The sequence below is a fragment of the Marinobacter metalliresistant genome, assembly GCF_038098645.1.
Classification (GTDB): Bacteria; Pseudomonadota; Gammaproteobacteria; order Pseudomonadales; family Oleiphilaceae; genus Marinobacter; species Marinobacter metalliresistant.
This window is the reverse complement of sequence record NZ_CP101118.1, coordinates 3,127,304-3,152,911: the sequence shown is the minus strand read 5'-3', so window position 1 is coordinate 3,152,911 and position 25,608 is coordinate 3,127,304. Positions and strand designations below refer to the sequence as shown.

Genomic DNA, 25,608 nt, shown 5'->3' with positions numbered 1-25,608 from the left:
GACATCACCGCAAAAACCTTAAGACCGCCTTAAGGTTTTGCCGGGAGGTTTTTCAGGTTTGTTTAAGAATGGCTGTGTAAAGTGCCGGGCCATTATCCGGATTCCCCCCGGATGGGCTCGGGTGCTGAAGCGAGGCTGCATGAAACTTCCGGATTTGCTGACAAACGAATGGGGCAGACTGCCCCGCTTCCTGCTGGCCGGAGGATTCGCCACCCTGCTCCATTGGCTGACCATGCTGGCACTGATTGGGTTCGGCATGAGCGCGGTGGTCGCAACCACCATCGGCGCAACTATTGGCCTGTTGATGAACTACCTCGCCCAGCACCGCTATGCTTTTTGCTCTGGCCTGCCACACCGGATCGCCTTCCCTCGTTATCTCACCGGAGCCAGTTTAGGCTGGATTCTGAACCTGCTCAGTTTTTCCCTGCTACTGGCGGCGGGGATCAGCGTTGCGCTTTCCCAACTCATTGCGACCGGCCTGGTGGCATTCGCCAACTATCTCTTTGCCGAGAGGTTTGTTTTTCATGAAGAACCGACAACCGACATTCAGTGACCCAGTGCTCAGCGTCATCATTCCGGTTCACAACGAGGCGGATGTCATCCCAACCCTTCTGACTCGGCTGGACCTGGTGAGCCGGCAACTGGAGGGCACGGTGGAACTGCTGTTCGTGGACGACGGCAGCCATGACAATTCCGTCGCCCAGTTGATGCGGGCCAGAGATCGCCAGCCCGGCATACGGGTAGTACAGCTGTCACGGAACTTCGGTAAGGAAGCGGCGGTGACCGCGGGCCTGGAGCATGCTCGCGGAGACGCGGTCGTGCTGATGGACGCTGATTTACAGGATCCCCCCGAGCTGATCCCGAGAATGGTTGCCGAATGGCGTAAGGGGGCAGACGTGGTGTTGATGAAGCGCCGGTCCCGGGCCGGCGAGAGCTGGCTGAAACGGACAACGGCCAGCATCTTTTACCGTTTAATCAACCGGATCAGCGATGCGGCGATACCGGTCGATACCGGCGATTTCCGACTGATGAGCCGGCGCACGGTCGATGCCCTGAACCGGTTACCCGAACGCAACCGCTACCTGAAAGGGATGTTTGCCTGGGTCGGTATGCCTACCGTCATCCTGGAATTTGACCGTGACCCGCGAGCGGCGGGCAAGACCAAGTGGAACTATCTCAAACTGATGCACCTGGCAATGGAGGGGATCACCTCGTTCTCCACCCGGCCCCTGCGTCTTGCGCTGGTTCTCGGCCTGCTCGCCGCCGGAGCGGGAGGCCTGTTCGGAACCTGGGAAGTATTGAGGGCGCTGATTTTTGGCATTTCCACGCCGGGCTACGCGTCCATGATTGCCATGATCACGTTTTTGTCCGGCGTTCAACTGCTCTGTGTGGGCCTGCTGGGGGAATACGTCGGACGCATATACATGGAAACCAAACAACGCCCGGTCTTCATTGTTGCCGAAGACAGCGAGGACCTCGCCCAGCCGGTTGTGCCCCAACTGAGAGTTGCCGGTAATGACCAGAAACATTAACACCCTGCTATGGCTGTTGTTTTCGGTTCTGGCTATCCGGCTTGGCCTGACCGCAATCCTCCCGCTGGCCGACACAACTGAACCCCGTTATGCCGAGATTGCCCGCATCATGGCCGAGACCGGCGACTGGATCACGCCCTGGTTCGATGACGGCGTGCCATTCTGGGGCAAGCCACCCCTGTCTTTCTGGGCGCAGGCAGTGTCGTTCAATGTATTCGGTGTGAGTGAATTTTCCGGCAGACTACCCTCCTGGCTGGCCAATGCCGTCATCGTCTATCTGGTCTTTACCCTGCGCCGTTTCCTGCACCCTGATCGCACTGGCGATGCAGCAAAAGCAGCCGGCCTCTGGGCTGCTCTCATTTACGCCACCACTGCCCTGGGCTTCCTGTCGGCGGGCACGGTGATGACCGACTCCTTCCTCGCCCTGGGCTCAACGCTGGTACTGACCAGCCTGATTGTCCGTCTTCAGGGCGGCCCGGCGCCGTGGGGCTGGCTGTTCTTCGTCGGTCTCGCCATCGGCTTGCTGGCCAAGGGCCCGTTGATTCTGGTTCTGACCGGATTACCGGTGTTTCTGTGGGTCGCCGTTACCCGGCGCTGGCGTACCCTCTGGCAGTGCCTGCCCTGGATCCGTGGTTCCATGCTGATGCTGGCCATCGCATTACCCTGGTATGTCCTGGCCGAGCTCAAGACCCCCGGTTTTCTTGATTACTTTATTGTGGGCGAGCACCTCAAGCGGTTCCTGGTCAGCAGTTGGCAGGGTGATCTGTATGGCAACGCCCACGAATTTCCCCGTGGCACCATCTGGCTGTACCTGGTTGTGGCCAGCCTCCCCTGGGGTCTGGTGGCACTGGCGGCATTTCTGCTCAATCGCTGGCGTGGGCACGACACCGTGCATGAATGGCAGGCCCGTGAAAAAGGCATTGGCGGACTGGTGCTGGCATGTACCCTGAGTCCGGCGCTCTTTTTCACCTTGTCGGGCAATATCCTCTGGACTTATGTTCTTCCCGGCTTGCCGTTTCTCGCAGTACTGGCATCAAGCCTCTGGCCACAGAGTCCCGCCAGGCCAATGCAACACTCCGCACTGGCTGCGATTCTTTTGATACCAATGCTCGGCACAGTGGCCGTGAGTTGGCTTGCCTTTCATCCGGAACAACTGAAAACCGAACGTGAACTGATCGCTCGGGTTGACCGCCTGCCCGACATGAGCGCCAACGAACTGGTCTATGTCGGCAAGGCACCATTTTCAGCCCGCTTCTACAGCCTGGGAAAAGTGCGTGCCGTAACCCCGGAGACACTAAAGCGCCAACTGGAGCAGGGAGCGCTTTCCAGACCGATGTTGCTGGCTGTGGAGAAAGGCAACACAGCGATGCTGCATCGGCTTGAAACGCTTGCCGATCCCATTGATGAGAACCGGCGTTACCGCGTATTCCTGTTGGATACCCGGCTCCGGAATACAGCGCACAACGGCGACCGGGAAAGCAAAAGCAGCAGAATCGATTACACTGCAACCAACGAACACCCGCTGAGCTGAAAACCAACCGGATTCCTGCTACATGCGAATACTGCTGATAGAGGACGATCACCTCCTGGCCAAAACCATGCTCGGGATGCTGCGTGACGACCAGAACACCGTCGACTGGCTGGATGACGGCCAGCAGGCCCTGAACGCCCTGCTCAACGACAGTTTCGATCTGGCCATCCTGGACCTGACCCTGCCGCGAGTGGATGGTCTGGATATCATTAAGAAGGTCCGCAACGAGGGCATCGAGACACCGGTGATTATCCTCACTGCCCGGGGTGATCTGGATGAGAAATTGCGGGGCTTGAATGCAGGAGCGGACGACTACCTGACCAAACCCTTTGCCATGGCAGAACTGAAAGCCCGAATCCGGGCGGTTACCCGGCGTGGCTCCGGCGTCCGAACCGCCGGCCTGAAGGTGGGTCGGCTAACTCTGGCCCCGGACTCCGGCCAGTTAGCGGTTGGCACCGAGACGTCGATTCTCCCGCGCAGCGAGTTCCAGATCCTGCACTACCTGATGCGACATCCGGACCAGGTCGCAACACGACGGCGCCTGGAAGAACAGCTCTATGGTTGGGAACAGGGCGCCGAAAGCAATGCCCTGGAGGTGCACGTTCACCATCTCCGCCGCCGTGTCGGCAAGAAAACCATTCGAACCGTTCGGGGAGTGGGCTACCTTCTGGACAGTGAGGCTGCGGCGCTTGGGGAACCCGAATGAGCCTGACCCGCAAACTCACGGTCCTGGTTACCAGTACCGTCTTTTTCATCACTCTGATCGCCGCCGGGTGGGGTTTCTACGTCACTGACCATCAGCTTGAGGAGTTGTTCGACGCGGAACTGGCACAGAGCACTCGCATCGTCCAGGGATTGGTGGACCACTTATCAACGACCCAGCCGGCTGATCAGCTCTCCCACACCCTGTCGAAAACGCTGAAACTGCCCGAGAGTGCATACCGTGGCGAGGAGGAAGAAGACGAGATCCTTCCCGGCGGAGCGGGCCACAAGTACGAACGCAAGATTGCCTTTGAAGTCTGGTCGCCGGACAAAGAACCGATTCTCGATACACTCCGCGCCAACGATTCCCATGGGCTCGATCCGGGTTTCGCCTGGCAGGAGGTAGCAGGCTATCAATGGCGCACATTTACCTTGAGGGATCCGTCTACCGGCTACTGGATTCGCACCGCCCAGCGTGAAGATGTCCGGGACGAACTCAGTCAGGAGATCGCAATGGGAAATGTATTGCCCTTCCTGGTTGCCCTCCCGTTGCTTGCACTGGCCGTGCTTGTGTCGATCCAGGTCGGCTTCCAGCCCCTCAGGAAACTTGAGAAACCGGTGCGCAATATGGCACCGGAAAGTATTCATCCGCTGGACGACCGCCAGGCTCCCAAAGAAGTGGCCGGACTGGTGCAGGCGGTGAACGGCCTGTTGCGACGACTTAACCAGGCTCTGGAACGAGAGCGCAGATTCTCCGCGGATGCCGCCCATGAACTGAGAACGCCGCTGACGGCACTTCGACTGAATCTGGAGAAAGCCTGCGAGGACCACCCGGAGCAGTATCAGGATCTGATCCGGTCGGTTGACCGTATGGTGCACCTTGTTGAGCAAATGTTGTTGCTGAGTCGGGTCGATGCAGGTACCGATTTTGCTCCGGCGTACCACAACCTGTCAGCGATTATTGAACAAAGCATTGCCGATGTGGCACCCCTGGCCATGAAGAAGAATATTGAGCCGGTGCTGGAAGACGATGCGGGCCAGGCCCTGGTGTGCTGCCATAGCGCTCTGATCAATACACTGATGCGCTCCCTGCTTGCCAATGCTATTCAGTACAGCCCCGAACAGACCGTTATTACCACCCACCTCACGCCTTCCGGCGACGGTTACCACATTACCGTCTGTGATCAGGGCCCCGGCATCCCAACCGAAGAACGGGAACGGGCTCTCAGCCGTTTTATCAGGCTTGATCAGCGACTTGGCGGCGGCGCCGGGCTCGGGCTCGCCATCGCCCGCCGTATCGCAGAGCTCCACCGGGGCCAGCTTACCCTCGCCGGAAGGACAGACGGGCAGCCCGGACTGTGCGTCAGCATCTGGCTGCCCGCACGACCTTCCTTTCAAAACAGCCGTTCTTAAGGTTGAATTAAGGTTAAGGGTATATACTGTCTGGTCTTATTAATGGGGAGCATTCAATGAACCCCATTGATGTTCTGCTTTCGAGGATGTTCTGAAATGGGCAAGAAAAGAACCCTGTCGCTGATTATTCCGGCCAAGGATGAACAGGAAAACATTGCTGACCTTCTGACAGAAGCCTTCGGTGTCATGCGGGATTACCCCGGCTTCGAAGTCGTTCTGGTGGACGATGGCAGCCGCGACCAGACACTGGACACCGCTATTCGGACGGCCCGGTCCCTTGGTGGCCGCCTCATCACGGTTCGTCATGAGCAGAGCATCGGCCAGAGTGGTGCGCTGGCCACAGGCATCAGGCACGCCCGAAGTCGTCTTATCGTGACGATGGATGGTGACGGCCAGAATGACCCCGCTGACATTCCGGCACTGCTGCAAAAAGCAAACACGATCCGGGCCCTGGATTTCTGCATTGCGGGCTATCGGAAAAACCGCAAGGACACCGCCTGGAAACGGTTCCAGTCCCGGCTGGCCAACCGCGTCCGCGATGCCCTGCTGCATGATGGCGTGCCGGACACCGGGTGTGGCCTCAAGCTGTTCCCCCGCTCCACGTTTCTCAAACTGCCCTGGTTTGACCACGGCCACCGCTTTATACCGGCGCTGGTGCGGGGTATTGGTGGTGAGATTGCGGTCGTAGAAGTAAACCACCGGCCACGTACCGCGGGAACCTCCAAATACAACGCGTGGAATCGGACCTGGGCCGGCATACTCGACCTGTTCGGCGTTTTATGGCTGCTACACCGCATCCGTACTCCCGTCATTGTCAACCCCGTCGATTCCGACACGCCGGTATCAGTAACGGAGCAGTCCTGACATGTTCAACTGGTCCCGCTGGCTGGCGTTTGCTGTGCTGGCGCTGGTCGGCTATCTGGCAATCCAGAATGGCTGGCTCGATTTTATTGCGGACAGGGCCCAGGTAGCCAGTTACCTGCACAGCCACGGAGTTGAGGGCCTGCTGGCTATTACCCTGGCAGGCGCGATCTTCACCGGCATCGGCGCCCCCCGCCAGTTGCTGGCGTTTGTGCTCGGTTTTGCCCTGGGCGGGATCAGCGGTACCCTGGTCTCAACACTGGCAGCCACTATTGGCGCCACAGGGTGCTTCTTCACCGCAAGATGGCTGCTGCGAACATCCCTGACCCGCCGGTTCAGCCGGCGCATGCGCCAGTTTGACGAACTGTTTCGGGAGCAGACCCTGCTGAAGGTACTTATGGTCCGCCTGCTACCTGTCGGTAGTAACCTGGCCACCAACCTCGTTGCCGGTTGTTCCGGCATCCGTTTTCTGCCCTTCCTGGCCGGCAGCACGCTCGGATACCTTCCGCAAATGCTGGTATTTGCTTTGGCCGGCGCCGGCATTGGCACTGCTGACGAATATCAACTGACCCTGAGCGTTGCCCTGTTCATTCTGGCCTCCATGCTTGGCGCGCTGCTCTACCACAATCAAAGAGCCAGAACCCTGGCCAATTCCGTTTCCGATCATCCCTGAGACCGACCATGCCCGCATCGCCTTTCGTTCGCCATCTCCCTGAATACCTTTTCAACCTTTCGCGGAACCGGCTACTGCTCGTGCTGCTGGCATTTGCCACAGTGATGATCTTCACCGGTATCGGCCTGCGCTCACCCTGGCCGGCCGATGAACCCCGCTTTGCCGAAGTTGCCCGGGAAATGGTGGCTTCCGGACAGTGGCTGATTCCCATGAGAGGTGGCGAGTTCTATCCGGACAAGCCTCCGGTCTTCATGTGGAGCATTGCCCTGTTCTATTGGTTAACTGGCAGCCTGAAAGTCGCCTTCCTGTTGCCAAATGCGCTTAGCAGCCTGCTAACCCTGGGACTGGTTTTTGATCTAGGCACGCGGCTATGGAACCAGCGTACCGGCACGATTGCCGTATTGCTGTTGTTGCTGGCACCGCAGTTCCTGATTCAGGCCCAGAAGGCCCAGATAGATGCCATGGTTGCGGCCTGGATTACCGTCGCCTCCTATGGCCTGATCCGGCATTTTTTCACCGGACCGGCCTGGGGCTGGTACTTCGTGGCCTGGGCATTCATGGGCCTTGGAATCATTACCAAAGGTGTCGGCTTCCTGCCCGCATTCATGTTTATCCCGATCCTGATACTCGGGCTCCGGAACCGCCAGCTTTTTTCCGACACACTTACCTGGCGCTGTGCGCTCGGTCCGCTGGCCATGATAGCCGTCGTTGCGGCCTGGCTGATCCCAATGGTGCTCTACGTGAACAACCTGGGTACAGAAGAAGCCCTTGCCTACAGGAATAACATTCTGTTCAAGCAAACCGGCGAACGATATGCCGACTCCTGGGGCCATATCCAGCCCTGGTATTACTACCTGACCAATGCTATCCCCTCGCTGTGGTTTCCTCTGCCGTTACTGTTGCTTGCATTAGTACGCCCCCTTGCGGGAGCCATCCGGCGAAACCCGGTCCTTCCCGTTCTGTTGGTCTGGGTCGCCCTGGTTGTGGTGTTTTTCAGCATCAGCCCCGGCAAGCGGGGGGTCTATATTCTGCCGGCATTGCCCATGTTCGCCCTGTGTCTTGCGCCGGTGTTGAGCACTCAGCAACCAGCCCGCTGGTTTCCGGCCGTTCTCACGGGACTGCATTTTCTGTTGGCCACAGCCCTGGTCGTCGTCGGAGTCATGGCCTGGAACGATCATCCCAGGCTGGTCGAAAAAGTGGCGGACTACAGCCGAGACCCGGCGCGGCTGCATGAGGCCGGGACACTGGTTTTCAGCGTTGGCCTGGCATGGTTGGTCAGCCTTGCGGTGTTCTGGCGCTCTAATGCGCTGGGGCGCCTATTCGTGGCCATGATGATCAGCTGGCTGCTATACACAACCTGGGGTTACCGGGTTCTGGAACCTTTGCGCACGCCTCGCAATATCCTCGCGGCTGCGGAACGGAGCATTCCCGCCGATGCGCAACTCGGCATGATCGATTTCCGGGAACAATTTATCCTGTTCTCCAGGCTCGATTTCACCCACTTCAGCTATTTCACCGGCCTTGAACAGGAAAATCGCAACGCATGGCTGTGGATGAACGAAACCGCAGATAGCTATCTCATCGTGGCGGATCAGATTGAGTTGCAGTGCTTCACCAAAGAAGGTGCTATCCCTCTGGGAACAGCTCACCGGGAAAACTATCTTTTACTGGGTGATCAACAAATGAAGCCCAGCTGCGCGCCGCCAGACAAGGTTAAACGGTTTACCACGCGCACTCCCGGTAGTTGGCAAGACTGAGCCGGATGCGCCGGGATTTGCACGGGCGGACGTTCTGTTTTAATCGGATCTACCCGGTTTTTGGCAGCGTCACCGAAACCTGCAAACCCTGGTCTTCCGAGCCGGTATCGAGCCGAATGTCTCCTCCCATGCCACGAATCAGGGTGCGTGCGATGGCCAGCCCCAGGCCGGCGCCGCCAGTTTCACGACTGCGGGATTGTTCCAGGCGGTAGAAGGGCTGGAATACCCGTTCGCGTTCGGCTTCCGGGATGCCCGGGCCCTGGTCGGTGATGGTGATGACAGCCTCTTTTTCTGTGGCGTCGAGTTTCACCACGGCCCGCTGCCCGTAGTTCACCGCGTTCTCGATCAGGTTGCGCAGGGCGCGTTTGACGGCTTCCGGCTGCCCCTGAAGGACGCATCGTGGGCTGTCCTCGTACTCTACGGCCATCCCCATCTCCTGCAGATCACCACAGAGACTGTCCAGCAGGGTGGCCAAATCATAACGCCGGTGTTGTTCAGTAGTGCTGCCACGAATGAAATCCAGGGTGGCTTCGGCCAGGTGCTGCATCTCCTGCAGGGTCTCGAGCAGGCGGTCCCGGTCCTCGCCTTCAGGCAGCATTTCCACCCGCAGCCGCATGGAGGTAATAGGTGTACGCAGATCGTGGGCGAGGGCCGCCAGCAGGCGCCCCCTGTCTTCCTGCGCGCGGCTGACCTGATGCTGCATCTGATTGAAGGCGCGCGTTACTTCGCGAATATCTTCAGGACCACGCTCCGGAATCCGGACCTTTTCACCACGCCCGAAGGCATGGGCGGCATTACTCAGTTCGTTAACGGGGCGCAGAATGTGGCGGATAGCCAGCAGGAGCGTGAGTATCAGCAGTATGGCAGTAATGCCTACACTGGTGAGCGTTGCCTTGAGCCAGAGCCACGAGGGTGCAGGCGGCTGAGCCCGGGCGTTGACCCACTGCCCCGTGGGCAATGCCAGGGACACGCTCAGAATGGGCGGGCACTCTTGTCGTTTCTCTTGCCGCTCCTCTTCTCTTTCCTTGCGGTGTTCCCGGCGCTCTTCATCCTCTAGATGCTGCTCATGGTCATCGTGTTTCGCGCGTTCGTCATGTTCATCCTGCTCCGATTCGTGCCATGACAAACATTCCTGTTTATCGGCTTCCATTGCGGCTCTCACCTGCTCCCGGGGCAGACCCAACTCTATAGCCAGTTGCTCAGTCATTGTTGGGGACAGGTCATTGGTGAGATGCGCTGACGGATCGATGGAAAGCTGCAGGGAGGGGCTGGAAAGTGCCCGTAATATGCGTTCCTGCCGCTCCGGGTCGGTAGTGTCTAGCAGGGTGTAGGCATCCGTAACCCGTTGCAGCACATGTTCGAGGCTGGCGCTGCGCAGAGCGCCCTGTCGCTCTCCGGCCAGAATCGCGATGGTGATGATCTGTGCCACCAGCAGCACCAGGATCAGCAAGAGTGCCAGCTGCCCGCCGGCACGCCGGGGCCACAACTTCATTGCCCTGCGCCTCCCACGCTGGCAATCCATTGGTACCCGCCCCCCCAGATGGTCTTGATCAGCCGGGGGTTGCGGGGGTCCGGATCGATTTTCCGGCGTAGCCGGCTGACATGATTATCGATACTGCGATCGAAGGCGTCTGCTTCCCTGCCGAGGGTCAGGTCCATGAGCTGATCCCGGGACAACACCCGACCGGCGTGCTCCAGAAAGGCCAGCAGCAACTTGTATTCGGCGGTGCTGAGAGACACTTCGACGCCTTCGGGATCGATCAGTTGATGGCGATCGACGTCCAGGGTCCAGCCCTCGAATGACAGGCACTGCCCGGCCATCGGGCTGCGTTGGGGTGGTAGCGCGATGGTGCGGCGCAGAACCGCCTTAATGCGGGCCAGAAGCTCCCGCGGATTGAAGGGTTTGGTCAGGTAGTCGTCGGCGCCCATTTCCAGGCCGACGATGCGATCGGTCTCCTCGCTCATGGCGGTCAGCAGAATAACGGGCAACCCGGTGTGTTCGCGCAGGTAGCGGCAGAGAGTCAGGCCATCCTCTCCCGGCATCATGATGTCCAGCACGACCAGGTCCACAGAGTGGTCTCTCAGCTGGCGCTTCAAGGCATCCCCACCATCGGCCAGGAGCACGCGCAGCCCGTGTTCCTGCAGATAACGGCCTACCAGGTCGCGAATGTCTCGGTGGTCGTCGACCACCAGAATCGTGGGAGAAGTGCTCACTCATTACTCCGTCTGTGTACTCACTGTCCCGATTATAGGGGAGTCATCGCGGGGCATGGGCATGAGGTTGTCAAAAATCATCCCAATTCAGGCTGTTGAGACAATTTGCGACAAATTCGGCTGCCACCCGAGACAATTCTGCGACGTTTTTCTGGTGCAATAGCTCGCACCGGGACTGATACGCCGTAATTAGCGCGAGAGCCCTGGAGGGGGAGTTCGCCAACATTCTGAAGGAGATCGACGATGACAATGATGGACGCTGGAAGCCGTTACGGTGCCGTTTCCCGTGCCTTGCACTGGATTATGGCAGTCCTGCTGCTGGCCATGCTCGGCAGCGAGGTGTGGTTCGAGGCTCTGGAGGATAGCCTCTCGGAGGCCTCCTTGATGGCCTGGCATCAGAGTGTGGGGCTGGCATTGTTCGCGCTGGTGGTATTTCGTGGTTTGTGGCGATGGCTGAACCGGTCGCGCCTTACAGCGCCTGCACACTGGGCGACCATGGCAAAGTGGGGGCATTTCGCTCTGTATGCACTGATGATTCTGATGCCTCTGTCAGGGCTGGCGACGGCCCTTGGGGAGGGAGACACTGTCACTTTCTTCGGGTGGACGGTTTTTGCTTCCGGCCCGGAAGTGGCGTGGCTGGAAGACAGTGGCGAAGACATCCATGAGGTCCTGGCAAACGTGCTCTGGCTGATGATCGGATTGCATGTGACTGCAGCGCTGGCACACCAGTACCTGCTCGGTGACCGGATCATGAAGCGTATGGCCGGATCGTAGGCCACAGCCACCAACATTTCTGTGGCACCTTTTTGAAACCGGTAGCCAACAGGCTGCAACGAGACAACAGGAAAGACGCGGACCTCGGACGCAACTCTGCACAGCTCCCGCATATGGGTTATGTTTCGTTTTCTGGTAATTCGAGTTGTCTCTCACTCCGCCAGATTCGAATAAGCACAACTTCGGTGGCTTGCCTCAGGTAAACAACTCGAAAAGGCGAGTGAATCAACTCTCGAATATGATCCAGACTGAATTCAGGAACAGCTCGGCCAGCCTCAGGATGATGCTTCAGCATTCCCGAGTGCTCCAAAATAGCAGTCACATACCCGTCACCAATATGCGGCACATCCTGCTCTGTGTAGTACTCCTGAATAGCCTGCAAATCTTCAAGGGCAGACTGTGCGATGCGTAATTCCATTTACTTGATGCCTAGCGTTTTCCTGGCTTCCTCCAAAGATACAGTGTTGCCCTCACGAACGTCCATGAGCCCTTGCGCCACCGCCTTTACGAACCGTAGTTCCTCTGCGGTTCGCTCGTAATCCTCAAGCCCCTGAACAACAGCGACACCACGGCCACGGCTAGTAAGCAGGATTGGACGATGCGTATCCTGAGCTCGACCAACCACCTTTCCGGGATTAATCTTCAGGTCTGAAAGAGGAATAACATCCTCAGAAAATTTCACTTGCATGGCAGTCACCAAATCGACAGAACTGGTATAACTACTAGCACCAGTTAACAGGTGCGGTCAAGAAACGCCAACAGCACGCGCGGCTGCGGAATGGAGGCGAAGCCGCAATGTAGTAATAGCCTTCGCCGTGCCTGTGTTATGCATTCCTGGGACCCTGCTCATGATACTGAGTCGCTGTATCGGGCAGTATTTCCCACGTAAGCAATGGGATGGACTCCTCCTCACCTCACCGCAAAAACACTCGCCGGTTATTGGCACTTCACTCTCCTTGGTGCATGGCGCCGAAGCGCACCTGGTTAGCTACTCCCAAGTATGTATGCACGAAGCTGCCGCTCCTCTCTCATAACACAGAGTATGAGAACCCGTTTCTTATCTTCACGAAAAAAAATTCGACAAGGGGGCACCACTACTTCTCTGTATACCGAATTGGGGAGCTCCGGAGGAATCCGTCCGGATTGGGGAAAATCCTGCAAACGCTCGGTTTTATCGAAGACTTCTTCGACCAAATGGCTTGCGGCAGCAGGATTATCCAGATCAACGTACTCGGCAATAGCGTCCAGTTCCTGAAGCGCGGGCTCCGTCCAGATTACTTCAGCCATTTACTCATTTTCGCCCTGGCCTCACTTTGGCTGCATGTTCTTCCCTCAAGTACCGCACGCTCTCCCCGTGAGAGCCCCTCAAGCAGCTCAAGCCGGCGCTGCATAAACTCGTAATCCTGAACATCGACAAGATAGGCCGATGGCTGACCATGCTCCGTGATCAGTATCGGCTCCTTTGACAAATGCAGGTCCGCCAGAATCTTCGTGGCCTGGCGCTTGAGGTTCGTAACAAGCTCAACTTTCATCGGCTCTCCCTGAATCAGACTATTAGTGACACTATAGTATCACTATTCGGGTGGGGCAATCACAGCTAACGCCCGCCATCACCGGTGACAAAACCGGAGCGAAGCGGAGATTTTGGCATCCGGTGCATGGCCTTGATGCAATATCAGTTTGACTCAACTATTTCTCTGATAACGCTTCCAAGCTCAGCTATCGCTGCATTTCTTTCGTCAAAGGATGCTGTGGTTTCAGCTATATAAAATGCAACAATGATTGGCTCGCCCTCTGATTTTACGCGGATTTCCAGCAAGTACGGAACTTTCCACAGCCTTTGGGTGGCCTCGAAATTAATTCCGTGCTTTTCCAGATTGACCTGGCGTTGGCACTGGCATGCAGAAGTTAGCATCGACTCTTTTCATGGTGTGCTCCACCGAAGGACTGCCTATACAGTATTGTTGAAGCGTACCATCAGAAGAAGCCAACATAGACATGGATGTACAGCCTTAAGAGAGTCGGGATGGGGTCTTGAGATAGGTGACCAGCGCATCAAATGGCAGAGGTTTTGTGAACAGAAATCCCTGGCCGAGCGGGCACTGAAGCTCCGCCAGCATTTGCAGTTGGTCGTCTGTTTCGATGCCTTCCGCCACCAGATTCAAACGCAGGTTGTCCGCCATTTGCACGATGGTGGTCACCAGTTGGCGAGCCATGTCGCTCTTGTGCATGTCATCCAGGAAGGACTTGTCCAGCTTCAGGGTGTTGACCGGAAGGAAGGCAAGTCTGGCGAGGGACGAGTAGCCGGTTCCGAAGTCGTCGATGGCGACGGTAAATCCGTGATCGTGAAATTCGTGCAGCATCCTTTCCATGCGGGGAACATCGCTCATCATTGACGATTCGGTGACTTCCAGTTCCAGTGCGCCGGGCGGTAACCCTTCATCCTGGATGGTCTGCTGGATCTGTTGGGTCAAGGTCGGTTGCCATAGCTGGCGCACAGACAGGTTCACGGCCATGCGTAGATTGGGAGCAAATTCCCGTGCTTTGCGAAGATCGCGACAGGCCTGCTTGATGATCCAGGTTCCCAGGCGCACGATGAGCCCGCTTTCCTCCAGCATTGGAATGAAGTGGGCGGGGCTCAGCAGGGTGCCATCTTCCTGTGGCCAGCGAAGCAGTCGCCTGCTTCGTGACCCAGGCCATCGTTGACTCTCTTGAAGCCGTCCAGGTCAATAAAGAGCACAGCGGCGTGGGCCTGCTCCCGCTCTGATTTCGCTTCCAGCGAGCCCAGCTCTTCCAGCACCCACTGACGGTTCGGCAATTTGGTTAGGGCATCCCGGTAGGCCCGCTCTTCGGCGCGCTCCTTTTCCGCATCCAGGGCCTGATGACTGCGCAGCGCGCTTAGCCCAAGGGCGATGTTTTTGGCCAGGCGCCACATCAGTTCTATTTCCGATTCTCCGAAGGCGTTCGGTTTTTCGGAATAAAGTGCCAGTACACCGACCGTGTTCTCTGAGATCAGCAGAGGTAACGCCAGCACTGAGTTCATGCCGTGTTGGGCGGCGCTGCCCCGCCAGGGGTCAAAAAGGGGGTCGGTGTGCAAGTTCTGCGAGACTTCCGGCTGGCAGCGGCGTATGGCGCTGCCAGCAGGGCCTTGCCCCTGGGCGTTGTCGCCCCAGGAGAGTTGCATGTTTTCCAGGTACTCCGCCGCGCCGCCACAGTGAGCAATCACCTCAACGGACTTCTGTTCATCGTGTTGCGCTATGCCGAACCATGCGAACCGATAACCGTGATCGCCCACCAATTGCCCAAGCATCTCATCCAGAAGCTCCGTTTCGGTCTTGGCCCGAATCACCAGCTCATTGCAGGCTGAGAAAATACGGAAAGCCCGGTCCATATTCTCCAGCGCGCTTTCGCTCTCATTGGCCCGCTGGCTCAGTTCCACGGTGGACTGCCGCAGCCGGAGCATGTTTGCGATTCGGGCGATCAGCTCGGGCGCACGCAGAGGGGACACCACGACATCCTCGAACTGGCCGTCCAGCGTACTTCTCGCCCGGCTTAGCTGGCTTTCCCTGACCACAAGCAGAACAGGAATCAAGGCGGGCGCCTGCGCTTCACGATGCGCTGCCAGCGTGTCCCGCCACTTTACAAGCGCCCCCAGATCCGCAATAACCATGTCAAAGTTTCGGTCCGGAATGAGGCCATTTTGGGGGCCAAGCAACTCGTGGTTCTCCAGAATCTGGGACAACAAGCGCTTGTTACCGGAATGCCCAAGTAAAACAAGAATCTGCGCCATTAGGTATTTCGCTTATATGGTTTTTTCTTCGGGCGCTGTCTGGTTTCGGTGGGTATCCACAAAATGAGGCTGCCCGTGCAGAATGCCCTGGAGGCCTTTTAGCGGCTCGCCGACATTCAGGCCATTGGGGGTGATTTCGAATGCCCGCAACGATCTTTCGAAATCACTGGTGCGCTTTTTAAGGACGCCAATGGTTTTGCGAAGTTCGCTGTTGAATTCCACATAGCGCAGCATGACGATGGTATCGGCCAGATAGCTGATGCCGGAGTCGGTGGCTCGCACCTCATTGCCGGCAATTGATGCAATTTCGTTAAGAATCAGCACGGTTACGCCACGGCTGACCAGATACCGACACAGCGCGTGGAGTCGTTCAACCACGTCATCCCCCGCCACCGAGAGGCGACCCACGGACAGTTTATAGCCGGAAAGGCTGTCCAGCATGACCAGGCGGGTATTGTTGATTTCAACTTCTTCACGAACCGAATGCGAAAGCTCATCCGGGGAATAGCTCACCGCCTCAACGGTCTCGATATGCAGCTGATCCTGTTCCAGAAGATCGTCCAGCGGCATGCTGAGGCTGCGGCAACGGTGCTTGAGAATACGGGGCTGTTCCTCAAAGCTGTACACCACGGCCCGCTCGCCTCGCAACGCCGCTGTGCGCATGATCTGCATACCCAGAGTTGTTTTCCCTACGCCTGTCGGCCCGGAAAGAACCGACACAGTGCCACGCTCAATTCCCCCGCCCAGAAGCGCGTCGATTTCCTCGACGCCGGTACTTAAAGTGACCGGGTCACAGGGAGCCTGCCTGTTATCGGGGATGAGTCGGGGGAATACCTGCATGCCACGGTCGGTCAACCGCATGAAATGCACGCCATCGGCAAACTGAATTTTGCCATCGGGGATCTTTAACTGCTGGCTCTGAGCGCGGACCTGGCCACCGTTTTCGCCCAGACTTACATAGAGCCCGGTGCCTTCGGTTTCCGCGGCCAAAAAATGCAGGGACAAGGTCGTCTTTCCGCCACCCGGTCCCCCTCTGACCAGATACGCTCGCTGTGGAAGGAGGCCGCCGTAGGCGATTTCATCCAGACCTTGAACACCGGTGGAAATGCGCTGTTCTGGTGACGTCACTGAGATTAACCTCGATAAATGTCAGAACATTGAGCGACCAACATAGCCATTGAGCCCACAGCATACAATAACCGTGCGGAAGAAAATCACGGTTATTGTGTTGCTATCTGGCGGGGCCCTGTGGTGCGATTCTGGCCAGCGCTGCACGGATCGCCTGGGGAACTGGTGCTGCCGGGCGCATCTTCCACTACTATCAAGGTACGTTCGCGCTAGAGACGACGTTACCGTGGGACTGTCGATCAAAAAATCGGAATTTACGGCGGAAGAGTTTGAACGTTTTGCTGCCAAGGTCCGGACGGACCTTACAGCACTCACTCGCCTTCTGAACCGGCCCGGCTTTGGTGAGGGAGAGAGTTCCATTGGAGCCGAGGTCGAGTTCTACATCGTAAACCCTGACCTGCGAGTTCAACCCATCAACACAGAAATCGCCGCCAGCGTTCAGGATCCCCAACTGACGGTTGAGCTCAATCGCTTCAATCTTGAATACAACCTCAGCCCCCAGGCTTTCAAGGGAACTCCGTTTGCCAGAACAGAGCAAGAGCTGCTCGCTGCCATCAAACGAATCGACCAGCACGCCGCACCACTGGATGGGGAACTGGTACCAATCGGCATTCTGCCCACACTCCGGCAGTCCGATATGGGCGCGAAGGCGATGACAGACGAACCCCGCTACCATGCGCTATCCAACGCGCTGATCAAGCAACGGGGCGAGCCATTCAGCATCCATATCGGCGGCAACGATGTCATAGATCTGGTGGCCGACGACGTCACCATGGAAGGCGCCAATACCTCGTTCCAGCTGCACTGGCGTGTCCCCGCCCACCGTTTCGCCGACTATTTCAATGCAGTCCAACTGGTCATGCCGATTGTTCTCGCTCTGGCCAGCAATTCGCCCAGCCTGTTTGGCCACCACCTCTGGGACGAAACCCGTATTGCCCTGTTCAAGCAATCCATCGACAGCCGACCCCCCAATCATAAAACCTGGCGCCACCCGCCAAGGGTCTATTACGGAAACGGCTGGGCACGCGGCGCCTGGGAACTGTTTGCGGCCTCCGCATCGCTGTATCCCCCCATCATTCCACTGATGTCAGATGAAGATCCGATGGCCGTGATTGATCGTGGCGAAGTACCGGAACTGGCCGAGCTGCGCCTGCACCAGGGAACCACCTGGCCCTGGAACCGGGCCATCTTTGATCCCTCAGACGGTGGTCATCTACGCATCGAGATTCGTTCTATGCCTGCAGGTCCGACTGCAGTGGATATGTGTGCGAACGGACTGTTCGTGATCGGCGCTGCGTTGGCAGTGCTCGATGACATCCGTCATCTGACGTCGATACTCCCCTTCCATTACACCGAACACAATTTCTACCGCGCCGCCAAATATGGCATCGGCGCAGAAATCATCTGGCCGCACAAGGATCAGGTTCAGTTGCAGGATATGCCCCTGTTGGCCGTGGCCCGTGAGCTGCTGCCCCGCGCCCGGGAAGCACTGCAACGAACCGCCGTGGACGAGACAGAAATCCACCACTTGCTGGGCATCATCGAAGGCCGCATTGAAACCAACATGTCCGGCGCCCGGTGGCAGCGCCACATCACCGAGTCTTTTTTCAGGTCCCTGAGCCCCGATGAGGCGTTCCGGAGTATGCTGTCTCTGTACATGGCCAACCAGAAGAAAAACATTCCGCTCCATGAATGGACACTGTCACCGTGAGTAACTCGAACGTTCTTGATTGTCTGAATCACCCGTCACCCCAGACGCTGGGCCGCTCACCCCTTGAGTGGCTGGACCGACTGCACAAGCCCACGGTTGTTCGTGTTGCCGGTCGTGATCGCTCCCGCACCCGAGCCATGGCAACGCTTCTTCACGGTAATGAACCTTCGGGTCTGTTTGCGCTTCACCGGTGGCTACTTGAGCAGCACACGCCCGAGGTCAACATGCTGTTTCTGCTGGGAGGCGTCTATCCGGCGAAGATCCCACCCAGGCTTTCACTGCGCCAACTGCCCGAAGGACGTGACCTGAACCGGTGTTTCAAAGAGCCCTTTGCAGGGGAAGAAGGTGCGATTGCCGAGGCCATGCTGGACGAGCTTCGCAAAGCGAAACCCGAATGCCTGCTGGACGTGCACAACACCTCAGGCACAGGCCCGGCCTTCGCTGTGACCATCACCAATGACGCCGCCCATCAGGCGCTGACCTCTCTCTACACCGACCGCCTCATAATGACGGATCTTCGTCTGGGTGCGCTGATGGAATATTCTGAACAGGAGGTGCCCACGGTAACCATCGAGTGTGGTGGGTCCCAGGATGATCAAGCTCATCAACTGGCGTACGAGGGACTCGTTCGGTATGCCTCAAGACCAGACGTGTTGTCACTGGAAAAAGCGGAGTGGGACGTCGCCGTACTGCGAAATCCGATTCGGGTGGAACTGGCGCCTGAAGCGACCATAGAATACCGCCTTGAGCCCACCGGTCAGGCTGACCTCACGTTTCCGCCAGACATCGAACACCGCAATTTCGGGATTGTTTCCCCAGATGAGCCGCTGGGATGGATTGGAAAAAAAGGCCTCGGCATACTCACAGCGATCGGCCACAACCGGACCGAAAACATGGAGCAGGTTCTTCGAGTCAAGGATGGGCAGATCTACCCCGCACAGGCCATCAGAGCCTTTATGATTACCACCAACCCGGTTATTGCGAAGAGCGATTGCCTGTTCTATGCGGTCAAAGCAACAGGCGAACCCATTTTTTAGAATCCAAAGAGTCCCAGAGCGACGCTGCGGGCTTCAGGCACCCGGCATTTCCACTCCCTGGCAATCATTACTACGCACTGACCCTGACCCCGGATTAGGTCCAGCCAGCAGCCTGTCGGACTTAAGTCCGACAGGCTGCTGGAGTGGGGAAAGTCCACGGATACGCAATGGCCAAGGTTAAACCCGATCTGACAGACGACGATCAAAATCGGTAGCTGAACTCAATCATGTGAAAATCCGCCCCTATCGTGTCAGATCCATTAACGCCGGCATCTGAATAATGAAGGAACCGATATCCCAGCCCCAGATTTCTATAAAGCGGAACAGCGACACCCGAGGTCAGGGCAAACTGGAAAGGCCCGCCATAATCCTGGGTGCCGAAGCCCCACCTGCTGAACAAAGCGCCACCCATGCCCAAATCCAGGACAAAGCGCCCGTCCTCACTACCCAGCGTCAATTCCGGGATGAGCGAAACGACGAGCGCATTTTTACCCGCTCCCCGCAAAAGTCCGCCACTCGCCATTAAACGGCTGCCGATACCCCAGCCTGAAGTGGAGTAGTTATTCCAGGGCAAATGGAAGTTCGCCGACACATCGTATTCCTTAAAATCCTCCGGAGCCTCTTCTCCAAGCAAGGTCTTCTCTGAAATCCGTGCGCGTATGCTGAGACTCTGTAATTCCAGGTCTTCGGAGTACGAGTAGCTCGGGCCAGGAATGAGAAGGCCGCAGAGGATGATCGGCAGCAGTCCGAAATGAAAGAAATGGCGAGAAAAAACCATTGCTGGCAGCCCATGCTTATTATGAGGAAGGCTTTCGCTGCTACGCTTGTGAGCGGTGAAGAGCCTTATAACGTTCCTCTAACTCAACTCGAATCGCACGACGTTCCTGGCCGTTAGCAAAGCGCCTGATTTGCTCATCAGTGCGTGGTTCCAGTTTAGGCACTGCAACGGCTTTTCCGTTTTCATCAACAGCTACCATAGTGAAAAAGCAACTGTTGGTATGTCTGACCAGCTTTTCACGGATGTTTTCCGTGATCACTTTAATGCCCACCTCCATTGAGGTGCGCCCTGTGTAGTTGACGCTGGCCAGAAAGGTAACCAATTCACCGACATGAACGGGTTGAAGAAACATTACCTGGTCTACGGACAGGGTAACCACATACGTACCTGCGTAACGGCTGGCGCACGCATAGGCCACTTCATCAAGACACTTAAGCAAGGTGCCACCGTGCACGTTGCCAGAAAAGTTGGACTTATCCGGCGTCATCAAAATGGTCATGGTGAGTGTTGTAGATTCGAGTTCCATAATGCGCTCGTTGTTATCTGACAATTCAGTATATGCGCAGTTCCTGTCCGCCACCCCCCAATTTTGCGTTGGGCTTACTTCCGGCCGGCGCTCCGGAGACATCCCCTCGCGGGTTTGCCCTTCCCCCTTTCGCTAACCTTCGGCTCTGCGAATACCTGGTATCGGGACTTTCACCCGACGAGTCTGGTGCCATGCCTGCCAGAGAGCGGTCCGCCTTGCGGCACGCCCTAGCAGCCTTAAGTCCGACAGGCTGCTGGCAGAAAATCCCTTCAGGTCAATAACTTCCCATTACTTTCCCTTTTCGTTTTCCAGACAAAAATGGTCAGTAAGACTACTATCCTCGCCCAATGGGTCCAGGGCATGCCACTGATTCAAAAAGAATTTATGAGTTCGTTCAAATTCCGCCAGGTTCATGGTCGCAACGACCATTTCCCATACCTTCCACAGCTTCGCCGCCAACTTGCTCAAAGGGGGTACAGACATTCGCAGTATTCAGGAGTTGCCGGGCCACAATGATATCTCCACAACACAGATTTATACCCACGTTGTTGGAACACACCAGTGTGGCATCAGCAGCCCGCCGGATGCTTGAGAGGCATTTTTTACGCTAACCCGGAACAAACACCGGAAAGCCGTCCAGTTCGGCAGAAAGCAGGCGCTGGCCAAACAGCTTTTCCAGCGCCGGGGCAACCAGCATGTCCCGGGCCGGTCCCCAGCATGCCTGGCCGTCAGGAAACATCAGCAGGATCTGGTCACACCAGCGGGCGGCCAGATTGAGGTCGTGCAGGCACAGGAATACCGCCCGGCCGGATGCGGCCTGATTGCGCAGCAGCTTCATCACCGAGGTCTGGTGCCGCAAGTCCAGATGGTTGGTGGGCTCGTCCAGCAGCCAGATTCCCGGCGCCTGGGTCATCAGCGTGGCAATGGCCACCCGTTGCCGCTCGCCCCCGGAAAGCGTGTTGACCAGCCGGTCCCTCAGGTGGCTTACATCCAGCGCTTCCAGTGCCTGCTCTGCAATTGCCAGGTCTTCGCCACGCTCCATCTGCCAGGGTGACAACCAGGGATGGCGCCCGATCAGGGCGGTTTCCAGCACCGTGGCCGGGAAACCGTCCTGCCGGTCCTGGAACACCAGGCCCATCTGTTGCGAAACCAGTTTGCGCCGGATTTCCGTCAGCGGTTTGTCATCCAGAGAGAGTTCGCCGCTGCGGGGCTCCCGGAGACCCGCCAGTGTATGCAGCAGTGTGGTTTTGCCCACGCCGTTGGGGCCAAGAACGCCCCAGACCTGGCCCGGCTGCAAGGACAGATTCAGGGGCACACCCGGGGCGCGTCCGGGAATGTCGATGATCAATTCTTCGGTGGTCAATATTGCCATTATCGACTCCGGTAGAGCAGGTACAGGAAGGTCGGCACCCCAATCAGCGCCGTGATCACGCCCACCGGCAACTGTTCCGGCGCGATCACCACCCGGGCCAGCGTGTCCGCCAAAACCAGCAACGTACCGCCCGCCAGCGCGCAGGCGGGCAGAATCAGCCGCTGATCATTGCCCAACGCCAGCCGGAGCATATGGGGCACCACCAGGCCGACAAAACCAACGGCCCCTGCCATGGTCACGGCGGTCGCCGTCAGCAGACTGGCCATCAGATAAATCAACCACTCCAGTGGCCGGACCGAAACCCCCAGAGCCGCGGCCTGCAATGAGCCCCGGGCCAGAACATTCAGTGCCCGCCCGAGCGGAAACACCAGCAGGCAGACCAGAACCAGAATAACCAGACCCGGCCAGGCCGTGGTGGCGTGGGAAAGGTCCCCCATCAGCCAGTAAAGCATGCCGGGCAGCCGGCTGGCCGGTGTCATGGACAGGATCAGGGTAATGACAGCACCCCAGCCGGCGGCCACCACCACACCGGTAAGCAGGAGACGGGAGGGTGTCCAGCTTCCGCTGCCATGGGCGAGACCAAAGACCAGCAGGGTCGCCAGCATGGCACCGGCAAAGGCCGAACCGGAAACCAGGTAACCGGCGGCTCCGGCCAGCATGGCCAGCAAGGCACCGACGGCAGCACCCCCGGACAATCCGAGCACATAGGGGTCTGCAAGCGGATTGCGCAGCAGTACCTGCATCAACGCTCCGGCCACTGCCAGTAAACCTCCGGTGGCGAACGCGCTCAGCGTACGGGGCAGCCTCAGATCAAGAATCAGGGTTTGCTGCAGTTCACTGCCGCTGCCGGCCAGCACCCGCAAGGTGTCCTCAATACCGATGGCGCTGCTGCCAATGCTGACCGACAAAAAGCCCGCCACCAGGCTCGCCAGCACCAGGACCAGCATGGGTTTCAGGGGACTAGAGATTGGCACGGGCCTGCTCCAGGGTCTGGCACAGGTGTCTGGCGCCTTCTGCCATGCGAAGCGTGGGTCGCGCCAGCAGATCGGGCGGTTCCAGGAACAGGTTGCCGGCTGCCGCCGCCGCAAGGCCCGGGAACTGGCGCCATGCTGCCAGCCACCCTTCGTTCTCCGCCGACCCGGCGGTGACAATCGCCTCCGGATTGGCCTCCAGAACCGCCTCCCGGCTGACCCGGGGCACCAGTCTCGGCAACTGGCCGAATACATTGGTTCCCCCACACAGCGTGATGGCCTTGCTGATCAACTCCTCCTGGTTCACGGTCATCAGTGGCTGGTCCCATATCTGGTAAAACACCCTGACGGGCCTGGCACCGGCAAAACGGTCCTCCAGTGTCGCGATTTCCTTTCGGAAGGATTCCGCGCGGGCCTCACCAACAGCCGGTGAGCCGGTCAGTAACGCGAGCGCCTCAACCGCCGTGGCGATATCATCGAACGCCCGCGGGGCAAGCCAGAATACGGAAACGCCAAGCTCTGACAGCCGTTCCAGCTGGCTGCGGGAGTTGCCATCCACCCAGGCCACCACCAGGTCCGGTGCCATCGAGACGATGGCCTCCAGATCCAGCCGGCTACTGTCGCCTACCTGCGGTAACTGCACCGCTTCTGCCGGATAGTCGCTCCAGGCACTCACCGCCACCACCTTCCCGCCGGCACCGGCGGAGAACAGCAGTTCGGTGGCGCCCGGTGACAGCGAGACAACCCGCCGGGCGGGATCAGCCAGGCACACCTCATGGCCGAGCGCGTCGCGAGCACACGGGCCGCCTGCCTGCGCCGACAAGGACGCAGGCAGAACCAGGACAAACAGTGCGGCGAGCCCGAGATGCCTCATCAAGACAGAAAGCCTTTCCGATCAATAAAGTTACTGCTGAAAATCATAGCGCACCGAGGCCATGAAGGTCCGGCCAGCGGCCAGATAGTCGAAAGGTTCGAAGGTCACGCTGTCATTGCCCCGACTGGTGGCATAGCGGCGGTCCAGCAGATTGTCGACCTTGAGTGACGCCGACCAGCCCGGCTGAAAGTTCCAGGCTGTTCTTATATCGACTGTGCCGTACCCGGGCAGAAGGCTGGTGTTGGCTGCATCATTATAGCGGTCACTCTCGGCGATGAAGCTGGCACCGACAGACCATTGCGCAAACAGGCGATCAACGTCGAGACGCACATTCTTTTCGGCACGGCGCGGCAGGCGGGCACCGCTATCCCGATTTTCGGTGTCCGCGTAGGTTACGGCTGCTGCCAGGTTCCAGTCCGCGGTTTCAATACCCGAGGAAACTTCGATACCGCGGATCCGGGCCGTCTCTACGTTTTCCATTGTGCCCTCAAACGTTACCGGGTCAGAGACAAAGGTAATGAGGTCTTTCACATCGTTCTGATAGAGCGCAATGTCCCAGTACCAGTGGTCATAACGCCCCGTAAAACCGGCCTCGATCATCTGGCCTTCTTCCGCATCAAGGTCGGGATTACCGGTGTAGAATGGTACTGTCAGATAAAGATCATTGAAGGTTGGAGCCCGGAACGAAGTGGCATAGCTGAGGCGCAAACGATGGGCCCGGTCCAGTTGGTGGCCAAGGGCCACACCCCCCGTCTCATCCTTGCCGTAGGCTTCGTTGTCATCAAGGCGAAGGCTGAGCATCAGGTCTGTCGCATCGAAGTTCAGGCGTCCCTGACCAAATACCGCGCTGTTCGACCGGCTGTTTTCGAGGAAGTCGCTACTGCCGTCCACTTCGTCGATCACCACCTCCGAGCCAAGAACCAGTTCGTGGACGCCGGCAGTCAACGTGTTTTCCCAGCGCGCAGAGCGGGACAGGGTGTCGAAGGTGCTCGGAAAACTCCCGAAGGTGTCCTGTTCATCCCTGGCCTCTGAGAACTGAATCCGGGTGCGCCAGTAGTCACTGGCAACCGCCTCCAGATACAGCCCCATGGCACGGATCAGGAAATCGGTATCACCACCTTCAAACTCGGTATTGCCCTCGGACTGGAACACCGTCAGCCCGGCACCGCCGCCCTGGCGAAACTCGTGGCTGATCTTTGCCAGCCCGCCGGCATTGCGAAACCCCTTATCCTCGCCACCGGCCCGCAAGCTAGTGCCCTCGGTATCGGAATAAACCCCGCCGGCCAGAAACGCCGACTGCCCTTCCCTTCCGGCCACGCCGGCCGTGGTTTCAAGCGTCTCGTGGGAGCCACCGGACAGTTCCGCCCAGCCCTGGCGGCCCGCTTCTGGCTCGAGGGTAAACGCCTGGATAACACCGCCCACCGCATCCGCCCCATACAGGGAGCTTTTCGCACCGCGTACAAGCTCGACCCGCTCCATCAGCTCCGGCGGCAGGAACTGCCAGGGCGGGATGCCGGCGGTGGCTGAGCGCAGGCGGATACCGTCCAGCAGCAGAACCGTACCGGAACTGCCGGCACCGCGCAGGAATACGCTGGTGGTCTTGCCATAGCTGCCATCGGAAACCACATTAACACCTGGCTGGGCGTCCAGCAGATCCCGGAATTCGGCTGGTTGCTGGCGACGGATGTCGTCTTTTTCGATGACCGTCACCGACGACAGGCTTTCACCCACGGTTTTCGGACCAAGGGTTGCCGTGACGATGATCGGATCAAGGGCTTCGGTGTCATTGTCATTCTGGCCCAACGCAAGGACAGGCAGGGTTAACAGTGACGTTGCCGTCACCAGGGCAGGGAAGGAAGGTTTCACAGTCATTATTCGTGGCTCCGCACCGCGCGCACCCGCGCAGGAATCTGGGTTTTGTTGCGGAACGGGAAAGCAGGGGGCGGGCGGTCATCGGGTGGCAG

27 protein-coding genes are annotated in these 25,608 nt (G+C 58.3%); 12 read left to right on the top strand and 15 right to left on the bottom strand.

Translation table 11 applies throughout. From position 1 onward, the window contains the following. The first annotated feature begins 139 nt into the window (after positions 1 to 139). The 8 genes from NLK58_RS14715 (at position 140) to NLK58_RS14680 (ending at position 8,469) form a co-directional block, all read left to right on the top strand. Positions 140 to 553, top strand: coding sequence for a GtrA family protein (locus NLK58_RS14715; protein ID WP_117620412.1), 414 nt, complete (start codon positions 140 to 142; stop codon positions 551 to 553). After that, on the top strand, positions 525 to 1,532 hold the full coding sequence (locus NLK58_RS14710; RefSeq protein WP_117619175.1) for a glycosyltransferase family 2 protein: 1,008 nt from the start codon (positions 525 to 527) through the stop codon (positions 1,530 to 1,532). The genes NLK58_RS14715 and NLK58_RS14710 overlap by 29 nt, the downstream gene beginning before the upstream one ends. Beyond that, complete coding sequence (locus NLK58_RS14705) at positions 1,516 to 3,063, top strand: glycosyltransferase family 39 protein (RefSeq protein ID WP_341581164.1); 1,548 nt, start codon at positions 1,516 to 1,518, stop codon at positions 3,061 to 3,063. The genes NLK58_RS14710 and NLK58_RS14705 overlap by 17 nt, the downstream gene beginning before the upstream one ends. A 22-nt stretch (positions 3,064 to 3,085) precedes the next feature. Further along, positions 3,086 to 3,769, top strand: coding sequence for a response regulator transcription factor (locus NLK58_RS14700; RefSeq protein WP_117619173.1), 684 nt, complete (start codon positions 3,086 to 3,088; stop codon positions 3,767 to 3,769). After that, the gene (locus NLK58_RS14695) at positions 3,766 to 5,178 is read left to right on the top strand and encodes an ATP-binding protein (protein ID WP_341581163.1); all 1,413 of its coding nucleotides are present in this window, start codon (positions 3,766 to 3,768) and stop codon (positions 5,176 to 5,178) included. Before NLK58_RS14700 ends, NLK58_RS14695 begins: the two co-directional genes overlap by 4 nt. A gap of 96 nt (positions 5,179 to 5,274) precedes the next feature. After that, a complete protein-coding gene (locus NLK58_RS14690; RefSeq protein WP_341581162.1) occupies positions 5,275 to 6,042 on the top strand; it encodes a glycosyltransferase family 2 protein in 768 nt (255 codons plus the stop codon). A 1-nt stretch (position 6,043) separates the two neighbouring features. Next, positions 6,044 to 6,712, top strand: a complete 669-nt coding sequence (locus NLK58_RS14685; protein ID WP_341581161.1) for a VTT domain-containing protein — start codon at positions 6,044 to 6,046, stop codon at positions 6,710 to 6,712. An 8-nt stretch (positions 6,713 to 6,720) separates the two neighbouring features. Next, positions 6,721 to 8,469 (top strand): glycosyltransferase family 39 protein, encoded by a 1,749-nt coding sequence (locus tag NLK58_RS14680; protein ID WP_341581160.1) that lies wholly within the window; start codon positions 6,721 to 6,723, stop codon positions 8,467 to 8,469. A gap of 49 nt (positions 8,470 to 8,518) precedes the next feature. On the opposite strand, the gene NLK58_RS14675 is transcribed toward NLK58_RS14680, so the two are convergent. Both NLK58_RS14675 and NLK58_RS14670 read right to left on the bottom strand, forming a co-directional pair. Continuing rightward, complete coding sequence (locus NLK58_RS14675; RefSeq protein ID WP_341581159.1) at positions 8,519 to 9,961, bottom strand: ATP-binding protein; 1,443 nt, start codon at positions 9,959 to 9,961, stop codon at positions 8,519 to 8,521. Next, the gene (locus tag NLK58_RS14670; protein ID WP_117619167.1) at positions 9,958 to 10,683 is read right to left on the bottom strand and encodes a response regulator; all 726 of its coding nucleotides are present in this window, start codon (positions 10,681 to 10,683) and stop codon (positions 9,958 to 9,960) included. Before NLK58_RS14670 ends, NLK58_RS14675 begins: the two co-directional genes overlap by 4 nt. 243 nt (positions 10,684 to 10,926) lie before the next feature. On the opposite strand from NLK58_RS14670, the gene NLK58_RS14665 reads away from it, so the two are divergent. After that, positions 10,927 to 11,457, top strand: coding sequence for a cytochrome b (locus tag NLK58_RS14665; RefSeq protein ID WP_117619166.1), 531 nt, complete (start codon positions 10,927 to 10,929; stop codon positions 11,455 to 11,457). 118 nt (positions 11,458 to 11,575) lie between these two features. On the opposite strand, the gene NLK58_RS14660 is transcribed toward NLK58_RS14665, so the two are convergent. From NLK58_RS14660 to NLK58_RS14630, 7 genes are all read right to left on the bottom strand, one after another. Next, on the bottom strand, positions 11,576 to 11,875 hold the full coding sequence (locus tag NLK58_RS14660; RefSeq protein ID WP_117619165.1) for a type II toxin-antitoxin system RelE/ParE family toxin: 300 nt from the start codon (positions 11,873 to 11,875) through the stop codon (positions 11,576 to 11,578). Continuing rightward, positions 11,876 to 12,145: a type II toxin-antitoxin system Phd/YefM family antitoxin gene (locus NLK58_RS14655; RefSeq protein WP_117619164.1), complete on the bottom strand. Its 270-nt coding sequence runs from the start codon at positions 12,143 to 12,145 to the stop codon at positions 11,876 to 11,878. A gap of 296 nt (positions 12,146 to 12,441) precedes the next feature. Continuing rightward, positions 12,442 to 12,744 carry a type II toxin-antitoxin system RelE/ParE family toxin gene (locus NLK58_RS14650; protein WP_117619163.1) on the bottom strand — a complete coding sequence of 101 codons (303 nt, stop codon included), beginning with the start codon at positions 12,742 to 12,744 and terminating at the stop codon, positions 12,442 to 12,444. Further along, positions 12,732 to 12,989, bottom strand: coding sequence for a type II toxin-antitoxin system Phd/YefM family antitoxin (locus tag NLK58_RS14645; protein WP_117619162.1), 258 nt, complete (start codon positions 12,987 to 12,989; stop codon positions 12,732 to 12,734). The genes NLK58_RS14650 and NLK58_RS14645 overlap by 13 nt, the downstream gene beginning before the upstream one ends. Before the next feature lie 480 nt (positions 12,990 to 13,469). Further along, positions 13,470 to 14,075: an EAL domain-containing protein gene (locus NLK58_RS14640; protein ID WP_264756449.1), complete on the bottom strand. Its 606-nt coding sequence runs from the start codon at positions 14,073 to 14,075 to the stop codon at positions 13,470 to 13,472. A 20-nt stretch (positions 14,076 to 14,095) separates the two neighbouring features. Continuing rightward, positions 14,096 to 15,247, bottom strand: coding sequence for a GAF domain-containing protein (locus NLK58_RS14635; protein ID WP_117619160.1), 1,152 nt, complete (start codon positions 15,245 to 15,247; stop codon positions 14,096 to 14,098). Positions 15,248 to 15,259: 12 nt separating this feature from the next. After that, the gene (locus NLK58_RS14630; RefSeq protein ID WP_341581155.1) at positions 15,260 to 16,375 is read right to left on the bottom strand and encodes an ATPase domain-containing protein; all 1,116 of its coding nucleotides are present in this window, start codon (positions 16,373 to 16,375) and stop codon (positions 15,260 to 15,262) included. Positions 16,376 to 16,601: 226 nt separating this feature from the next. Between NLK58_RS14630 and NLK58_RS14625 the strand changes: the two genes are divergently transcribed. Together NLK58_RS14625 and NLK58_RS14620 are read left to right on the top strand one after the other, a co-directional pair. Next, the gene (locus tag NLK58_RS14625; protein WP_341581153.1) at positions 16,602 to 18,086 is read left to right on the top strand and encodes a hypothetical protein; all 1,485 of its coding nucleotides are present in this window, start codon (positions 16,602 to 16,604) and stop codon (positions 18,084 to 18,086) included. After that, positions 18,083 to 19,123 (top strand): succinylglutamate desuccinylase, encoded by a 1,041-nt coding sequence (locus tag NLK58_RS14620; protein ID WP_341581151.1) that lies wholly within the window; start codon positions 18,083 to 18,085, stop codon positions 19,121 to 19,123. Before NLK58_RS14625 ends, NLK58_RS14620 begins: the two co-directional genes overlap by 4 nt. A gap of 202 nt (positions 19,124 to 19,325) precedes the next feature. Here the strand turns inward: NLK58_RS14620 and NLK58_RS14615 are convergent, their stop codons facing one another. Both NLK58_RS14615 and NLK58_RS14610 read right to left on the bottom strand, forming a co-directional pair. Beyond that, entirely contained in the window at positions 19,326 to 19,901 is a 576-nt protein-coding gene (locus NLK58_RS14615; RefSeq protein ID WP_341581148.1) for an acyloxyacyl hydrolase, read from the bottom strand. A 40-nt stretch (positions 19,902 to 19,941) separates the two neighbouring features. Further along, complete coding sequence (locus NLK58_RS14610) at positions 19,942 to 20,427, bottom strand: acyl-CoA thioesterase (RefSeq protein WP_117620411.1); 486 nt, start codon at positions 20,425 to 20,427, stop codon at positions 19,942 to 19,944. A gap of 412 nt (positions 20,428 to 20,839) precedes the next feature. Between NLK58_RS14610 and NLK58_RS14605 the strand changes: the two genes are divergently transcribed. Further along, positions 20,840 to 21,019, top strand: coding sequence for a tyrosine-type recombinase/integrase (locus tag NLK58_RS14605; protein WP_205422205.1), 180 nt, complete (start codon positions 20,840 to 20,842; stop codon positions 21,017 to 21,019). A 15-nt stretch (positions 21,020 to 21,034) separates the two neighbouring features. Here the strand turns inward: NLK58_RS14605 and NLK58_RS14600 are convergent, their stop codons facing one another. The 4 genes from NLK58_RS14600 to NLK58_RS14585 are packed head-to-tail and all read right to left on the bottom strand — an operon-like array spanning position 21,035 to position 25,516. Further along, positions 21,035 to 21,799 (bottom strand): ABC transporter ATP-binding protein, encoded by a 765-nt coding sequence (locus tag NLK58_RS14600; protein WP_117619154.1) that lies wholly within the window; start codon positions 21,797 to 21,799, stop codon positions 21,035 to 21,037. Further along, complete coding sequence (locus NLK58_RS14595) at positions 21,799 to 22,773, bottom strand: iron ABC transporter permease (protein WP_117619153.1); 975 nt, start codon at positions 22,771 to 22,773, stop codon at positions 21,799 to 21,801. The genes NLK58_RS14600 and NLK58_RS14595 overlap by 1 nt, the downstream gene beginning before the upstream one ends. Further along, complete coding sequence (locus NLK58_RS14590) at positions 22,760 to 23,644, bottom strand: cobalamin-binding protein (protein ID WP_117619152.1); 885 nt, start codon at positions 23,642 to 23,644, stop codon at positions 22,760 to 22,762. The genes NLK58_RS14595 and NLK58_RS14590 overlap by 14 nt, the downstream gene beginning before the upstream one ends. Before the next feature lie 30 nt (positions 23,645 to 23,674). Beyond that, a complete protein-coding gene (locus NLK58_RS14585) occupies positions 23,675 to 25,516 on the bottom strand; it encodes a TonB-dependent siderophore receptor (RefSeq protein ID WP_117619151.1) in 1,842 nt (613 codons plus the stop codon). Positions 25,517 to 25,608 lie beyond the last annotated feature (92 nt).